The 16782-nt window shown below is 59.2% G+C and carries 16 protein-coding genes; all 16 read left to right on the forward strand.

Annotated features, from left to right (window positions below):
* Positions 1 to 63: 63 nt before the first annotated feature.
* The 16 genes from AS026_RS13780 to AS026_RS13855 all read left to right on the forward strand — a co-directional run bounded on the left by AS026_RS13780 (position 64) and on the right by AS026_RS13855 (position 16598).
* Entirely contained in the window at positions 64 to 891 is an 828-nt protein-coding gene (locus AS026_RS13780) for a phosphogluconate dehydrogenase C-terminal domain-containing protein (RefSeq protein ID WP_062370014.1), read from the forward strand.
* Between the two features lie 78 nt (positions 892 to 969).
* Positions 970 to 1911, forward strand: a complete 942-nt coding sequence (locus tag AS026_RS13785) for a D-ribose ABC transporter substrate-binding protein (protein ID WP_062370017.1) — start codon at positions 970 to 972, stop codon at positions 1909 to 1911.
* Between the two features lie 73 nt (positions 1912 to 1984).
* Entirely contained in the window at positions 1985 to 2629 is a 645-nt protein-coding gene (locus tag AS026_RS13790) for a DUF2291 family protein (RefSeq protein ID WP_062370020.1), read from the forward strand.
* Positions 2626 to 4176 (forward strand): sugar ABC transporter ATP-binding protein, encoded by a 1551-nt coding sequence (locus AS026_RS13795; protein ID WP_062370022.1) that lies wholly within the window; start codon positions 2626 to 2628, stop codon positions 4174 to 4176. Before AS026_RS13790 ends, AS026_RS13795 begins: the two co-directional genes overlap by 4 nt.
* Positions 4173 to 5237, forward strand: coding sequence for an ABC transporter permease (locus tag AS026_RS13800; RefSeq protein WP_062370025.1), 1065 nt, complete (start codon positions 4173 to 4175; stop codon positions 5235 to 5237). Before AS026_RS13795 ends, AS026_RS13800 begins: the two co-directional genes overlap by 4 nt.
* A 1-nt stretch (position 5238) precedes the next feature.
* Complete coding sequence (locus AS026_RS13805; protein WP_062370028.1) at positions 5239 to 6273, forward strand: Gfo/Idh/MocA family protein; 1035 nt, start codon at positions 5239 to 5241, stop codon at positions 6271 to 6273.
* Positions 6270 to 8108: a D-apionate lactonase gene (apnL, locus tag AS026_RS13810; RefSeq protein WP_062370029.1), complete on the forward strand. Its 1839-nt coding sequence runs from the start codon at positions 6270 to 6272 to the stop codon at positions 8106 to 8108. The genes AS026_RS13805 and apnL overlap by 4 nt, the downstream gene beginning before the upstream one ends.
* Before the next feature lie 55 nt (positions 8109 to 8163).
* Positions 8164 to 9171: a dihydroxyacetone kinase subunit DhaK gene (locus AS026_RS13815; protein WP_062370032.1), complete on the forward strand. Its 1008-nt coding sequence runs from the start codon at positions 8164 to 8166 to the stop codon at positions 9169 to 9171.
* A 4-nt stretch (positions 9172 to 9175) separates the two neighbouring features.
* On the forward strand, positions 9176 to 9823 hold the full coding sequence (dhaL, locus tag AS026_RS13820) for a dihydroxyacetone kinase subunit DhaL (RefSeq protein WP_062370034.1): 648 nt from the start codon (positions 9176 to 9178) through the stop codon (positions 9821 to 9823).
* A 70-nt stretch (positions 9824 to 9893) separates the two neighbouring features.
* Positions 9894 to 11147 carry an extracellular solute-binding protein gene (locus tag AS026_RS13825; protein ID WP_062370036.1) on the forward strand — a complete coding sequence of 418 codons (1254 nt, stop codon included), beginning with the start codon at positions 9894 to 9896 and terminating at the stop codon, positions 11145 to 11147.
* A 95-nt stretch (positions 11148 to 11242) separates the two neighbouring features.
* The gene (locus AS026_RS13830) at positions 11243 to 12142 is read left to right on the forward strand and encodes a carbohydrate ABC transporter permease (RefSeq protein ID WP_062370038.1); all 900 of its coding nucleotides are present in this window, start codon (positions 11243 to 11245) and stop codon (positions 12140 to 12142) included.
* A complete protein-coding gene (locus AS026_RS13835) occupies positions 12139 to 13023 on the forward strand; it encodes a carbohydrate ABC transporter permease (protein ID WP_062370041.1) in 885 nt (294 codons plus the stop codon). The genes AS026_RS13830 and AS026_RS13835 overlap by 4 nt, the downstream gene beginning before the upstream one ends.
* A 33-nt stretch (positions 13024 to 13056) precedes the next feature.
* Positions 13057 to 14577 carry a DUF5060 domain-containing protein gene (locus AS026_RS13840; protein ID WP_062370043.1) on the forward strand — a complete coding sequence of 507 codons (1521 nt, stop codon included), beginning with the start codon at positions 13057 to 13059 and terminating at the stop codon, positions 14575 to 14577.
* Between the two features lie 15 nt (positions 14578 to 14592).
* Complete coding sequence (locus AS026_RS13845) at positions 14593 to 15663, forward strand: ABC transporter ATP-binding protein (protein ID WP_062370045.1); 1071 nt, start codon at positions 14593 to 14595, stop codon at positions 15661 to 15663.
* A 237-nt stretch (positions 15664 to 15900) separates the two neighbouring features.
* Positions 15901 to 16224, forward strand: coding sequence for an AbrB/MazE/SpoVT family DNA-binding domain-containing protein (locus AS026_RS13850; protein ID WP_063805933.1), 324 nt, complete (start codon positions 15901 to 15903; stop codon positions 16222 to 16224).
* On the forward strand, positions 16218 to 16598 hold the full coding sequence (locus AS026_RS13855) for a type II toxin-antitoxin system PemK/MazF family toxin (RefSeq protein ID WP_280950885.1): 381 nt from the start codon (positions 16218 to 16220) through the stop codon (positions 16596 to 16598). Before AS026_RS13850 ends, AS026_RS13855 begins: the two co-directional genes overlap by 7 nt.
* Positions 16599 to 16782 lie beyond the last annotated feature (184 nt).

Here is a 16782-nt window from a genome sequence, read left to right on the forward strand (position 1 = left end):
ATGGTGATTGACTCATCATACCAGATTATGCTCCTATCCAGATCACAGAAAAGGTGAGGAAACATGACCACAATTGCCCTCTTCGGCGCCGGTGGCAAAATGGGCTACCGTCTTGCAAAAAACCTGAAAGGTTCGCGCTTCGACGTCCGCCATATCGAGGTTAGCGACGCCGGCAAGGCGCGGTTGAAAGACGATCTCGGCGTCGATTGCGTCGCTCCCGATGCGGGTCTCGAAGGGGCCGAGGTCGTCATCCTGGCTGTCCCCGATACGGCGATTGGCAAGGTCGCCTTGGGCATCGTCGACAAGCTGAAGCCGGGGACAATGGTCGTAGCCCTCGACGCGGCAGCTCCCTTCGCGGGCCATCTGCCGAAGCGGGACGACCTTACCTACTTCGTCACCCATCCCTGCCATCCGCCGATCTTCAATGATGAGACGGAGATGCAGGCCAAGAAGGACCACTTTGGTGGCCTCTTTGCAAAGCAGCACATTGTTTCGGCCCTGATGCAGGGACCGGAAAGTGCCTATGGCCTTGGAGAAGAAATCGCCAAGGTCATCTGGGCTCCGGTCATGCGGTCGCACCGGGTCACCGTCGACCAGTTGGCGATGTTGGAGCCGGGCCTTTCGGAGACCGTCTGCGCCTCGCTCCTCGTCGTCATGAAGCAGGCCATGGACGAATGCGTTGCGCGCGGCGTTCCTGAAGAAGCTGCCCGCGACTTCCTGCTTGGACACATGAACGTTCTCGGCGCGGTGATCTTCGGTGAGGTCCAGGGCGTGTTTTCGGATGCCTGCAACAAGGCCATCGAATTCGGAATCCCTGCCCTGATGCGCGACGATTGGAAAAAAGTCTTCGAACCAAAGGAGATCGCCGAAAGCATTCGGCGCATCACCTGACGCAAATTGGGGAGGCAGCAGCCTCCCCTCTAACCGCCCCATGGGAGTTGGGGTCCATTCATACTCGGGAGGACAACCATGAGACTGACACGCAGACTGACACTTGCCGCCTTTGCTGGTGCGCTGGCGCTCGGAACGGCCATTCCGGCCTTCTCCGCGGACTTGATCGCCATCATCACGCCCGCCCATGACAACCCCTTCTTCAAGGCGGAAGCCGTGGGGGCTGAAGCCAAGGCCAAGGAGCTTGGCTACGAAGCTCTCGTCATGACCCATGACGATGATGCCAACAAGCAGTCCGAAATGATTGACACGGCGATCGGTCGTGGCGCCAAGGCAATCATCCTCGACAACGCGGGTGCGGATGCATCGGTCGCTGCCGTCAAGAAGGCCAAGGATGCAGGCATCCCCTCCTTCCTGATCGACCGCGAAATCAATGCCACTGGCGTGGCTGTCGCCCAGATCGTCTCCAACAACTACCAGGGTGCCCAGCTTGGCGCTCAGGAATTCGTCAAGCTGATGGGTGAGAAGGGCAACTATGTCGAGCTGGTCGGCAAGGAGTCCGATACGAACGCCGGTATCCGCTCCCAGGGCTATCACGACGTCATCGACGACTATCCGGATCTGAAGTCGGTTGCCAAGCAGTCGGCGAACTGGAGCCAGACAGAAGCCTATTCGAAGATGGAAACCATCCTGCAAGCCAACCCTGACATCAAGGGCGTGATCTCAGGCAACGACACGATGGCCATGGGCGCAATCGCAGCCCTGCAGGCAGCCGGCCGCAAGGACGTGATTGTCGTCGGGTTCGACGGCTCGAACGATGTCCGTGACTCGATCCGGGCTGGCGGCATCAAGGCCACGGTGCTGCAGCCTGCCTACGCTCAGGCACAGCTCGCGGTCGAGCAGGCCGACGCCTACATCAAGAACAAGACGATGCCAAAGGAAGAGAAGCAGTTGATGGACTGCGTTCTCATCAATTCCGACAACTCTGGCAAGCTCGAGACTTTTGCCCTCACGAACTGATCGTTGCTTAATCCAATGCAGAGGGCGTCGATGGCGCCCTCTGCTCGTTGTTGCTGTTATCGGGGCCTGTCGCATGTGGAGAATGAAGGGCGCTTTGCTCGCTGCGGTGATTGTTGCGGCGCTGCCTGGCTGCAAGATCATCAAGACACCGACTGCGGAGGAAAAGGCCGCGGCCGCAGCCAAGGACGCCTTTGATCCGAAAGCAAGGGTCGACGCGATCTGGCAGCCGCAGGTCGTTCCCTACTTCGAAAAGAAGGCGGGAGAGCTGAAGGACGTCGCGCAGCTAGCGACCTCCAGCCCGGATCAGGCCGGTGAGAAATACGGCAACCCGCGCAAGCAAAGCAGTTCACCTTGGACCTATGCGGTCAAGTTTACCGGAAAGGTGATCACCGCTGATACCGCCTCACGAGCGGCAACACTTGATGTCGATACCAACGGCGACGGCAAGGCTGATGCGAGGGTCCAAATCGGCCCGGCACTTCGCGGCACCGCCTTGCGCGACACGCTGGACTTCGTCAATTTCAACGAATTCAAAAACCAGATCGAATGGGCCCAGTTCGGCAAGGCATTCAACGAGAAGGCCAACGCGGCCTTCCTTGCCGCTGTGCCGCGCGACGGGCTGGTCGGCAAGACCGTGACCGTCATTGGAGCATATCCCTTGCCTAGCGAAGGGCAGCCTCCGCTTGTCACACCTTCGGAACTGACGGTGGGATCATGAGCGTGAGCGAGATATCCAAGGACGATATCATCCTGCGTCTCGAGGACGTGTCGAAGGTCTATTCGGGCATCGTTGCAGTCAAGCGCGCCAATCTCGAGCTTCGTCGTGGCGCGGTGAACGTCCTGGTCGGCGAAAACGGCGCCGGCAAGTCGACGCTGATGAAGATCATCGCTGGTGTCGAGCGTCCGACGCTCGGCAAGATTATCCTTGATGGCGAACAGGTCTCCTTCGACAGCCCGGCCGACGCTCAGGCGCACGGCATCGGGATGATCTTCCAGGAGCTCAATCTCTTCGCAAACATGTCTGTCGCAGAAAACATCTTCGCGACCCGCGAGATCACCCGCGGCCTGCGCGGCATCGACCACAAGGCGCAGGTCGAGAAGGCGAGCGCACTTCTGAAACGATTGGACGCCGGAATTAACGCGGAAACGATGGTGGAGGACCTTCCCATCGGCCAGCAGCAGCTCGTTGAAATCGCCAAAGCGATGTCGCTCAATGCGCGCATCCTCATCATGGACGAACCGACGTCGGCGCTTTCGGCCGCGGAAGTCGAAATCCTCTTCAAGGTGATCGCGGAACTCAAGGCTCACGGCGTCGCCATCGTCTACATCTCGCATCGGCTGGAAGAACTGATGCGGATCGGAGACTACATCACGGTACTGCGTGACGGCCAGATCACCGGCCAGGCTGTGGTCCGTGACATCGACACGCGCTGGATCGTGCGCTCCATGATCGGCTCCGATGCCAAGGACTTCGCAAAATCCGTGGATCATGCGGTCGGCAAGGAGATGTTCCGTGCGGAGGACATCAGCCTCCCCCGACCGACGGGAGGCCTTGCTGTCGATCATGTCTCGCTTTCAGTCAAATCAGGAGAGATCCTTGGAATCTATGGCCTGATGGGGGCTGGACGCAGCGAGTTCTTCGAGTGCGTGCTCGGACGCCACATGCACTCGACAGGGAAGATCTTCATTGATGGCGAAGAGATCCACGCGCGCGACGTCACCCGCCGAATCCGCAAGGGGCTGGCGCTGATCCCTGAAGACCGGCAGCGGGAAGGCCTGGTCCAGGTCCTGTCGATCGCCGGCAACCTGTCGCTTGCGAGCCTCAACCGCTTCGCGCGGTTTTTCCACATCAATTCGACCGCAGAGAAGGATGCCATTCGCGACGCCATACGGGAACTGTCGATCAAGGCGCCCAATCCGGACTTCGAGGTGACGTCCATGTCGGGTGGCAACCAGCAGAAGGTGGTGATCGGAAAGGCCTTGATGACCAATCCGAAGGTCCTGCTCATGGACGAGCCGAGCCGGGGTATCGACGTCGGCGCCAAGGCTGACGTCTTCCGCACCATGCGCCGGCTGGCGGCCGAAGGACTAGCCATTCTGTTCTCGACCTCCGACCTCGAAGAGGTCATGGCGCTTTCTGATCGCATAGCAGTTCTGAGCAACGGCCAACTGGTCGACGTTTTTAACAGGGCCGAGGCGACGGAGGACGCGATCATCGCGGCTTCGGCCAAGGGACACGGACATCAAGGGAAACGCGCGTCATGACGGCGGCCACATCATCCACTTCCGCACAGGCCAGCGCGAACGGCTCTGTTCTTCTCACTCTGATGAAGCTCAGAACCTTCATCGCACTTTTCGCGGTTATCATCTTCTTTGCGATCTTCGCCCCGAACTTCACGTCAACGGCGAACATGATCCTGATGTCGAAGCATGTGGCGTTGAATGCCTTCCTCGCCATGGGGATGACCTTCGTGATCATCACCGGCGGCATCGACCTGTCCGTGGGATCGATCGTCGGGCTTTGCGGCATGGTGGCCGGCGGATTGATCCTCTACGGCATCGAGCTTCCTATCGGCTATACGATCTACTTCAATCTTTTCGAGATTGTGCTGATCACGCTATCGATCGGGTTACTGATTGGCCTCATCAACGGTCTGCTGATTACCAAGCTGAATGTCGCTCCCTTTATCGCGACGCTCGGCACGCTCTACATTGCCCGGGGCCTTGCTCTGCTTTCCTCGGACGGGCAGACCTTTCCAAACCTCGTTGGTCGCCCTGAATATTCGACGACCGGCTTTGACTTCTTCGGTGCGGGGCGCATCCTCGGACTGCCGGTATCGATCTGGATCCTGATTGCGTTGGCGTTGCTGGCCGCCTACGTCGCGCGTTCCACCCCGATCGGGCGCCACATCTTCGCCGTCGGGGGCAATGAACGCGCGGCCCGCATGTCGGGCATCCGCGTCGATATCGTGAAGATCTTCGTCTACATGTTTTCCGGGCTCTGCGCGGCAATCGTCGGCGTCATCATCTCTTCGGAGCTGATGGCTTCCCATCCGGCGACGGGCGAGAGCTTCGAGCTTAACGCGATCGCGGCAGCCGTCCTTGGTGGCACCTCGATGTCGGGCGGTCGCGGAACGATCGGCGGGACGATCATCGGCGCCTTCGTCATCGGAATCCTGTCAGACGGGCTGGTGATGATGGGCGTTTCGTCCTTCTGGCAGATGGTCATCAAGGGGCTGGTTATCATCATCGCTGTTGTCGTCGACCAGGCGCAGCGCCGCCTGCAACAGCGCGTTACTCTGATGCAAATGGCAAAGGCAGGTTGAAATGTCTGAATTGAACGGCGCATTGATCGGTTGCGGATTCTTCGCGATCAACCAGATGCACGCCTGGAACGATGTCGACGGCGCCAGGATCGTTGCGATCTGCGATCGCGATCCTGAAAGGCTGAAGATCGTCGGCGATCAGTTTGGCATTGAGCGGCGCTACAGTGACGCGAACGCCTTGTTCTCGGACGGCGGCTTTGATTTCGTCGACATCGCCACGACGGTTCAGAGCCATCGGATCCTTGTTGAAATGGCGGCGCAGCACAAGGTGCCCGCGATCTGCCAGAAGCCGTTCGCCAAGACGCTCGCCGATGCCAAGGCAATGGTTGCAGCCTGCCGCGCCGCAGGTGTTCCGCTGATGGTCCACGAGAACTTTCGCTGGCAGACTCCGATCCAGGCTGTCCGCAAGGTTCTGGACGAGGGATCGATCGGAACGCCATTCTGGGGCCGCTTCTCCTTCCGTTCCGGCTACGATGTCTTTTCGGGCCAGCCCTATCTGGCGGAGGGAGAGCGGTTCATCATCGAGGACCTCGGGATCCATACTCTGGACATCGCTCGCTACATCCTTGGCGACGTGGGAAGCGTCACGGCCCGGACCAAGCGCGTCAATCCGCGGATCAAGGGCGAGGATGTAGCGACGATCCTCCTCGATCACGAAAGCGGCGCGACATCGATTGTCGACGTCAGCTACGCTACGAAACTTTCCAAGGAGCCCTTCCCCGAAACATTGATTGAAATCGATGGTTCCGAGGGAACAATCCGTCTGACGCAAGGCTATCAACTCGAGGTCGCAAACGCCAGCGGGAGCATGACAGCTGACGTATCGCCGAAGCTGCTATCCTGGGCCTCGCGCCCCTGGCACAACATCCAGGAAAGCGTCTACGCGATCCAGCAGCACTGGGTCGACAAACTGAAGCAGGGCGCGGAGCATTCGACGTCAGGGGCAGACAATCTGAAGACGTTTGCCCTTGTCGAAAGAGCGTATGAAAGCGCAGCCAGCGGTCAGACCGTAGATGTCGGAGCAATGCTGCGATGACCGGCGACCCCTTCCTTCTTTACGGCACCCGTGACGCCGAGACGACACCGGTCCGGCTCAGTGCCAAAAAGCTCGAAGTCGACCTCGTCGGCGGTAACCTTCGAACGATCCGTTACGATGGAACAGAGGTGCTGCGGGCAGTCTCCTACCTTGTTCGTGACCGCGACTGGGGTACGTACAGCCCGGAAATCGAAGATCTGGCGATCGAGCAAGACGGAGGTGCGTTCGAAGTAACCTATCGCGCTCGATGCCAAGGACCGGGGGATACCGGCCTCGTCGTTGACGTCCGTATTGTTGGACAGAGCGACCGCCTCGACTTCGAAGCCGAAGCTAAGTCGGAAACCGGCTTCGAGACCAACCGCTGCGGCTTCTGCATTCTTCATCCGATCGTAGGCTTGGGCGGCGCACCAGCCAGGGTAGAACACGTCGACGGCGCGACGGAGGTGACGCGGTTTCCTGACCTCATCGAACCTTGGCAGCCGTTCAAGGACATGCGCGCCATTACCCACGTGGCGATGCCCGGCGTCAGCGCCGAATGCCGGATGGAGGGCGACACCTTCGAGATGGAGGACCAGAGAAACTGGTCGGATGCGTCCTACAAGACCTACGTCAGACCGCTTGCCCTTCCCTGGCCCTATCAAATACCCGCTGGTCAGCCCGTCCGGCAGAAGATATCGCTGATCATCAAGGACAGCCGCCCAGTAGGGCACCCCACAGCCGGCGCCTCGGCAGACGTGGTCAAACTCCACCTTGGCGGACGGACCGGCGCGATGCCGGCGATCGGCCTGATCATCACGCCCGAGGAGGCCGAGGCTTGTCTGTCAGCGCAACGTTTTCTCGCGGAGATAGCCCCTCAGGAGCTGATCTTCCATTTCGATCCAGGTGCTGGTCATGGCGTGGAAGCGCTGAAGCGGTTCGCTGACATCGCCGCGACGCACCCCGGTCGCCCGACGTTGGAGATAGCGCTTCCGTGCAGGCAAGCCCCAGCGGATGAAACGGCGACCATTGCACGAGACATGCGCTCGACAGGCTTCAGGCCGGACGCGATCATGATCTCGCCCTCTGTCGATCGGCAGTCGACGCCGCCTGGAAGCAAATGGCCCGACTGTCCGCCGCTGGAAGAGGTCTATGCTGCGGCCCATGCCGCATTTCCGGGCATCCGGATCGGCGGCGGCATGCTCAGCTACTTCACCGAACTCAATCGCAAGCGTGTGCCGGAGGGGCAGCTTGCGTTTATCAGCCATTGCACGAATCCGATCGTGCATGCGGCCGACGATCTCAGCGTGATGCAGACGCTGGAGGCCCTGCCCTTCATTACGCGCTCGGTGCGTGCGATCTACGGCGACAAGCCCTACCGGATCGGTCCTTCGACAATCCCGATGCGGCAGAATCCCTACGGCAGCCGTACAATGGAAAATCCCTCGGGCGGGCGTATCCCGATGGCCAACCGTGATCCTCGGCACAATGGACAGTTTGCCGCTGCCTTTGCCCTAGCCTATGCGACAAGCGTTCTGGATGCGGATCTGGAGTGCCTCACGCTCTCTGCGCTGACGGGACCGTTCGGATTGATCGCAGGTGCGGACGAACCAAGCAGAAAAGGCGATCCGCGTCCATTGTTCGGCGCCGTTCGCACGCTCGCAGCCTTGGCGGGAACAGAATGGCAAGAATGCATCTCGAGCTCCCCTTCCAGGGTTCTTGCGTTCGCCAGCATTGGCCCGGCGGGCTTACAGCTCCACGTCGTCAACGTGACAAGCAACGAACAGGCGGTGGAATGCGACGGCCTGAAGCTCGGGCTGCCGCCGTTCGGCACCGCTATCCTCTCGCTGTCCGATTGACCTCGAGCGCGGCGGCTGCATCTATCGTACCGGAGCTCGATCGGGGGAGGTTGGCATGAAGACCAAGAAACTAATAAATTCCGGTGCGGATGCCGTCGACGAAATGCTGGAGGGCGTCCTGGCGGCTCATCCCGAGCACCTGTACGCGGTTGAAGACATGCCTCGTGCAATCGTCGCCAAGAACGGCCCGCGAAATGGAAAGGTGGGTCTTGTCATAGGGGGTGGTTCCGGACACGAGCCGACCTTCCTCGGATATGTGGGCAAGGGACTTGCCGACGCTGCGGCGATTGGGAACGTCTTCGCATCGCCACCGCCCGACCCGATCGTTGCATGTGCCAAGGCGGCGGATGGTGGCGCCGGCGTGCTTTTCATGTACGGAAACTACGCTGGCGACGTCATGAATTTCGACATGGCGGCCGAACTGCTCGGTCTCGATGACATCGAGGTGCGAACTGTGTTGACGACGGATGACGTCGCTTCCGCTCCTCCCGAACAGGGCAACAAGCGGCGTGGCGTGGCGGGTAACGTCTTCATATTCAAGGCGGCGGGTGCGGCGTGCGATCTCATGTATTCCCTTGAGGATGTCGAACGTGTCGCTCGTCACGCGAACTCCCGAACCTATACGATGGGCGTTGCTCTCTCGCCTTGCTCGCTTCCGCAGACGCTGAAGCCCAATTTCCTCATCGGCGAAGACGAGATGGAGATCGGCATGGGTATCCATGGTGAACCCGGTGTGGCTCGCGGTCCATTGAGATCGGCCGACGAGGTCACCGACCAGTTGCTGGACGGCATTCTCGGGGAGATGGGCGCCGCGGAGGCCGGTGATCGTGTAGCCGTGCTGGTCAACTCACTCGGTTCGACGCCGATGATGGAGCTCTACATCATGATGCGACGCGTGAAGGCCCGTCTTGAAGACGCCGGCCTGCTGATCCACACGTCACTTGTTGGAAACTACTGCACATCGCTCGAAATGGCCGGGGCATCGATCACGGTGATGCACCTCGACGACGAGCTGCAGGAATTGATCGATCATCCCTGCGACTGCGCAATGTTTCGAAAGTGAGCAGATGGCGATAGCGACCAGAGAACTGCAGCAGATGTTTTCGCTGACCGCAGAGGAAGTCGCGAAGAATCGCGACCGGCTGTGCGAATTGGACGGTGTGATCGGCGATGGAGATCATGGTCTGGCCATGGATGCCGGCTGGCAAGCGGCATCCAAGGCCGTTCTCCAGCTCGACGAGGTCGAAGTCGCCCCGACCTTCCTTTTCAACACCGCGGCCAAGGCATTCTTGAATGCAGTCGGAGCATCCTCTGGTCCGCTGTATGCGACCGCATTCATGCGTGCGGGAACTGCCGTTAAGGACAAGCACACGCTATCGGACGACGATTTCCTGGATGCTTTCAGGGCCATGGCACAGGGAATTCAGGACAGGGGTAAGGCAGAGACAGGCGAGAAGACCATGATCGACGCCTGGAGGCCGGCGGCGGACGCCGCGATGGAAGCGAGGCGGACGGGGGCGAACATCTCAGCATGCCTTGACGCGGCGGTTCGTGCGGCACGCGATGGCTGCGAAGCAACCCGTGACATGGTTGCCGCAAAAGGGCGTTCCTCCCGACTAGGCGACAGGGCGTTGGGGCATATCGATCCAGGAGCCGCCTCTGCGGTCATCGTGATCGAAGCAATTTCAGCCTTCCTAACCCGGCACGATGGTTAGCTCATCATACCAGTTGACATGTCGATCACTATCTGTAAGAACGTCCTCAGCTTACAAGAGGAGGACGGTAATGCTGACCCTGACTGCAAAATTGAAATCTGCGAGCATCGTTGCAATGGCTGTTGCCGCGCTGTCGGCGACGCCCGCACTGGCCGAAGACATCACCCTCTGGACGCTTAACTTCGATAACAACGCCGCAAACGTTGCCCTCAAGAAAATCGCCAGCGATTTCGAGGCCGCCAACCCCGGAACTCATGTAGAAATCGTCCAACGCGCCGTGGACGAGCATAAGACGGCACTGCGCGTTGCTGCGGGATCCGACAAGGGCCCGGACATCTATTTCAGTTGGGCAGGGCTTGGCCTTGGCGGCGAATACGTGAAGGCCGGTCTCTCGTTGCCTCTCGACAAGTACTACACGGAATACAAGTGGAACGACGAACTGCTCCCGTCCGCGGCTGCTTTCGCTGACCTCTACCCCGGCGGCAAGCATGGCGTTCCGTTCACCTTCAAGGGCGAAGCCGTCTATTACAACAAGAAGCTTTTCGAGCAGGCCGGCATCAAGGAAGAGCCGAAGACCTATGAGGATCTCCTTGCCGCCGCAGAGAAGCTGAAGGCTGCGGGCATTCCTGCCTTCACGTTCGGAGGAACCGTCAACTGGCACGTCATGCGCCTGATGGACGTTATCCTCGAAACCAAATGCGGCGCCGACAAGCACGATGCTTTGAAGGCGATGAAGGTCGACTGGACGAAGGAGCAGTGCGCAACCGACGCGTTCGCCGAATTCGCCAAGTGGACGAAGGACTACACGCTGCAGCCGTTCATGGGCATCGACAACAAGCAGTCCTATAGCCTCTTCACGGCCGGGCGTGCGGCGATGATGCTCGAAGGTGACTGGCTTGTCGGCCAGCTCGACGGCAGCGGCGCAAACCTCGATGACTACGGCATCTTCCCCTTCCCGACGAACACCGATCGTCTCTATGGGTTTGCCGAGTACAACTATGTCAGCACGAAGAGCAAAAGCCCTGACATGGCGGCCAAGTTCCTCGACTACTTCCTGTCCGACAAGGTTCAGCAGGATCTGGTTGGCCAGATCAGCTCGATCTCGGTCAACAAGAACGTCAAGTACACGAACCAGAAGCCTCTTGAGGCCGAGTGGCTCGACATCTTCAAGAAGTACAGCAACGTCTACATGAACGGTGACCAGGCTTTCCCGCTTGATGTTACGACGGAGTATTTCCGCATCATCAACGAAGTCGCCTCCGGCAATGTTGAGCCGGCAGAGGCTGCCAAGCAACTCCAGAGCTTCATCGCCAGCCGGACCTAGTTCCTCCCAGAGCGCCAGCCGATTTGACTGACCGTCGATCGGCTGGTGCACCGTTCAATGAGCTGGCGGGGTCGCTTCCCTGCCAGGAGGAGAACATGTCACTACGTCAAACGACACACGATCCGCGCACCCAAGCGCTCATTCTGCTCGCTCCAGCCCTGGCGATCTACGCGGTATTCGCGCTCTATCCGATGCTGAACGTCGTGCTTCTGAGCTTTCAGAAATGGAACGGTTTGGATGCGAACCGCCAGTTCGTCGGACTTGCCAACTACACGGCAATCTTTACCCGAGACCCCGTCTTCTGGGTCGCCTTCCGCAACACGGTGATCTGGACCTTGATGAGCCTGGTCTTTCCGCCGATGGTCGGGCTACTTCTTGCGCTTAGCCTCAATCAGAAGATCTTCGGGCGCAACAGCCTCAGAGCCATCTTCTATCTTCCCGTCATCATCGCCCCTATCGCGGTGGCGACCATGTGGAAGTGGATGTATGACCCGTTCTTCGGTCTGTTCAGCCAGATGCTGACCTCCTGGGGCATGCAGGCCTGGATCAAGGACTGGCTGGGTAACAAGGACATCGCCCTCTACTCCGTCTTCGTCGCCTATATCTGGCAGACGGTCGGCTTTTCGATGGTCCTGTTCCTCGCCGGTCTGCAGAACGTTTCGCTGACGCTTGTCGAAGCCGCACGCATCGATGGCGCGGGGCGCTTTGCCGTGTTCAAGCACGTGACGCTGCCGGCCCTGCGTCCGACCATCACCATCGTGCTCGTGCTTTCCATCATCTCGTCGCTCAAGGCCTTTGATATTGTTTATGGTTTGACCGGCGGCGGCCCGGCCCAGTCCACGCAGATGCTGGCATTGTGGGCGTTCACGCAGGCCATGCAGATTTTTGATTTTGGTCGCGGCGCAGCCATCTCGGTCGTTCTGCTGCTGATCACAATGACGGTCGTCATTCCCTACCTTCGATGGACACAGAAGCACGAGGAGGTTGAATCGTGACAGCAATTCCGACCGATCCCGCCGTTGTGCACCTCAAAGCGCATCCGTCGTCGATGAAGCGTGACCCCATTCTGATTGGCCTGTGGATCGCACTGGTGATCGTGGCGCTGATCTGGGTCGCTCCGTTCGTCTTCATCGTCTTCACATCGCTGAAGACGCCTGCCGCCGTGACGGGTACCGGCGCATTCGTGCCGCCAACCGAGCTTGCCTTCGACAACTACAGTGGCGCGTGGAGCCGGGGAAACTTCGCCAACTCGTTCTTCAACAGCGTCATCATTACCGTCATCAAGGTCCCGCTTGGCCTGATGCTGTCGGCGATGGCGGCCTATGCGCTCGCCAAGATCAAGCTTAGGTTCGGCAAGGCTCTATTGCTGCTTGTGGTCTTCGGCACGATGATCCCGTTCCAGGTCATGCTCGCCCCTCTCTTCACCCTGGTGAATTCGTTCGGGCTGATCGACACATATCCGGGCGTCATCCTTCCCTATATCGCCTTCGGCGTTCCCTATCAGGTCTTCATCCTGCACGGCTTCTTCAAGGGGATCCCGAAGGAGCTGTCGGAAGCCGCCCTCATCGACGGCGCGACACACTTCACGATCTTCAGGCGGATATTCCTTCCGGTCTGCCTGCCGGTACTCGCGGCGCTGCTCATCCTTGATTTCGTCTCCACCTGGAACGAATTCGCCATGGCACTGGTCCTTCTGCAAGACCAGAAGATGTGGACGCTGCCACTCGGCCTCATGTCCTTCCAGGGGCAGTTCTCGAGCAATTACGGGCAACTCAACGCAGCCATCGTCATGACCGTCCTGCCGGCGACGATCGTATACCTGATGTTCCAGCGCTACTTCGTGTCCGGCCTTACATCAGGTGCGGTCAAGGGCTGAGGCTGAAAGCTTATTCTACGAGGAGAGAATTCAATGTCCAATGCAACAGTCGAAAAATGGGGCGTGTTCGAGGCCTCTTTCCAAGGTCCCTCCGACGGCAACCCCTATCTCGACGTGGCATTCGATGCCATCTTCACGCACAAGAGCCGGGAGGTCAGGGTTCCAGGCTTTTACGACGGCAATGGGACCTATCGTGTTCGTTTCATGCCTGACATCGAGGGCGAATGGTCCTTCTGCACCCGCTCGCAGACCGCAGCACTTGATGGAAAGACTGGGGCCCTGGTCACCACAGCACCTTCGTCGGGCAACCATGGCCCTGTCCGGGTTCGCAACAAGTTCCACTTCGCCTACGCGGACGGGACGCCCTTCTTCTCGTTCGGCACGACCTGCTATGCCTGGACGCACCAGCCACTTGAGATGCAGCAGCAGACCCTCGATACGTTGAAGAAGACAAAGTTCAACAAGATCCGCATGGGCGTCTTCCCGAAGGACTATCCCTACAACGTCAACGAGCCCCTTTATGCCTGCTTCGAGAAGGGCGCCGATGGCAAGGAAAACTTCGACCGTCCAAATCCTGTCCTCTTCCAGCATTTCGACAAGCAGGTCGCAGCCTTGTGCCAGCTTGGCATTGAAGCCGACATCATCATCTTCCATCCGTATGACCGCTGGGGCTATGCGGACATGTCCGCCGAACAGGACTACCGCTACGTCGCCTATCTTGCGGCGCGCCTGTCGGCCTACAGGAACGTCTGGTGGTCGCTTGCCAACGAGTACGACTTCCTGATCGACACCAAGCCGATGGCGCAGTGGGACCGCTACTTCCACATTCTGGAGGAAAACGATCCCTACCAGCACCTTCGCTCGATCCACAATGGCGACGTCAACTCGAACTACGATCATCGCAAGCCATGGGTTACCCACACCTGCATCCAGAACCCGGACGTCAAGCGTACCCAGGAATGGCGTGACACTTATGGCAAGCCCGTGGTGAACGACGAGCCCGAATACGAAGGCGACATTCTGGAGTCCTGGGGCAACCTCACTGCTCAGGAACTCGTTCACCGCTACTGGATCACGGCGACACGCGGCGGCTACACGGGCCACGGCGAGACCTATTCCCATCCGGAGGACTTGATCTGGTGGGCGAAGGGCGGCGAGCTTCATGGCGAAGCATGGAAGCGGATCGGTTTCCTTCGCGACCTTCTCGACGCCGATGTCAAGAACGGTCTCGACCCGATCGGTCCTGTCACGCAGTGGCCGTGGTCGCGCGTGTCTGGCGCGCGTGATGGCGACGGCGATTTCCGTCTGATCTACTTTGGCGAACATCAGCCGGTCATCTGGTCGTCCGGCCTTCCCATGGACGGCGACAGCTACGAGGTCGACCTCATCGATACCTGGGAAATGACGATCACTTCCGCCGAAAAGGTCAAGGCTCCAGTGACGCATCCTGTGCGCCACGGTGCGGTGACACGCGGAGGAAAGCCGGACGCTGCCTTCGGTGTCGTCATCCCGCGCAAACCGCATCAGGCGCTGCGCGTTCGCGCAAAGCGCTAGTTTAGGGGTTCCGAAATGTCTGGATTGAACATCAAGAACGTCAAGAAGTCCTACGGGGCGGTTGATATCATCCACGGCGTCGACGTCGACATCGCCAACGGCGAGTTCGTCATTCTCGTCGGTCCTTCCGGCTGCGGCAAGTCGACGTTGTTGCGGATGATCGCCGGCCTCGAGGAGATCTCGTCCGGGCAGATCAGCATCGACGGCAGGGTCGTCAACGATCTGCAGCCGAAGGATCGCAACATCGCGATGGTCTTCCAGAACTATGCGCTTTATCCGCAGATGACGGTTGCCCAGAACATGGGCTTCGCCCTCGAGCTCGCGGGCGTGAAGCGGCCGGAGATCGACAAGAAGGTCAGCGAGGCGGCGGCCATCCTTGGGCTGCAGCCTCTGCTCGAGCGGAAGCCCGCGCAACTGTCTGGTGGCCAGCGACAGCGCGTTGCCATGGGGCGCGCCATCGTCCGCGATCCCAAGGTGTTTCTCTTCGACGAACCGCTCTCGAACCTCGACGCCAAGCTCCGTGTCAAGATGCGCGCGGAGATCAAGGCGCTTCACCAGCGTCTGAAGACCACGATCGTCTACGTCACGCACGATCAGATCGAAGCCATGACCATGGCCGACAAGATCGTTGTTCTACAGGGAGGGCGCGTCGAGCAGATCGGCAGCCCACTCGAGTTGTATGATCGACCGCGAAACGTATTCGTCGCTGGCTTCCTGGGTTCGCCTGCGATGAATTTCCTGGAGGGAACCCTCCAGGATGGAGCCAGCCCAGCACTTACCCTGTCAGGCGGATCGCGTGCTGTCCTGTCGCGCGCTCCCAGTGCATCGGCCGGAAGGCCCGTGACACTTGGAATTCGTCCCGAAGACATTTCGTTGGGCGGCGAGGATGGCGTCGCGGCTACCGTAAAGGTTGTCGAACCGACTGGCTCGGAAACTCACGTAGCCGTCGATGTGGAAGGCAAGGAGCTGACATGGGTGGTCCGAGATCGTGTCGAGCTTGTTCCTGACCAGCGCGTGAAGCTATCGTTCGCGACGTCAAAGGTCCACTTCTTTGATCAGCAGACCCAGCAACGCCTCGAGGCTTAGTAGACTTTGAAGCAAGCCGGAATTATTGCTGCTGTTTCCGTATCCTGAGTGGGATATGGAGGCACTGGACGCGCTGTTCACGCTCCACTAAGGCTGGGTAGAGGCCGATCTGCTGAAATGGGCGCATAATTCGGGACAGAATGTTCGGGCCATCGCCACCTCGGGGGGCGTTGGCCCTGGACGTACGCATCTTGCGACCTACCCATTCCGATGTTCTACATTTATGAGGCGAAGCTAATGGCGACAACAAGAGGTCAATCGGCGAGGAAAGACTTTTCGACAACCTCCAAGCTAAAGAAGGCTGGCGGCTCGTTGGTCCTAACTGTGCCGGCCGCTGCTCGCAACATGCTCGGTCTAACAGAGGGCCAAGAGATGATCGTTTCGGTAAAGGGAAGGCAGGTTATCGCAGAACCCGCATCGAGTGCCCTTAAGACAATGAAGGTGCGTCAACCCAAATATACGCTCGATGAATTGCTGGAGGGTTATGACGCCAACTCTTCTCGGTCTCCAGAAGAACAAGCGTGGATCAATGCACCTGCAGTAGGGAATGAGGTTTGGTAAGACCTAACATCCCAGCCCCTGGCGAGATCTGGTGGCTCGACATGCAGCCCTCTGCAGACAAAGAGCAACGTGGACGCCACGCCGGACTCATTTTGTCGGCATTCAAATTCAATATGGCTACGGGCTTTGCATTCATCGCGCCGATAACCACGACGGGTAGCGCCTCTCGCGCCAATGGCTTTGCAGTGCAGTTGATCGGCGCGGGAACGAGCGTCACTGGTGTCATCCAAATCGACCAAGTAAAATCAATGGACTGGCGAAATCGGAATGCTGAGAAGTTTCAAGACAAGGTGCCGGATGATGTCTTGGTGGAAGTGTTGGAACGGTTTGCACCCATCTTCGGTCTCGTCTTTGCGGTGACTGACGAAGAGTAGCTGCCGCGCCTGATGGCTATCAACGTACTGTGGAAGTGGACGTGTTCCAGCAAAGGAGCATTCCTTAGGTCGGGTGACAGCAGTTTTGGCTTTGTGGCATTTGCTCCGCAACCATCTGCGGGTCGACTGCTGTGCGCTTGAGAGTGGTGACGCCGTTTGCGGCGATCCCGTTCAGGAATTTGAT

The sequence above is a fragment of the Rhizobium altiplani genome (assembly GCF_001542405.1).
Classification (GTDB): domain Bacteria; phylum Pseudomonadota; class Alphaproteobacteria; order Rhizobiales; family Rhizobiaceae; genus Rhizobium; species Rhizobium altiplani.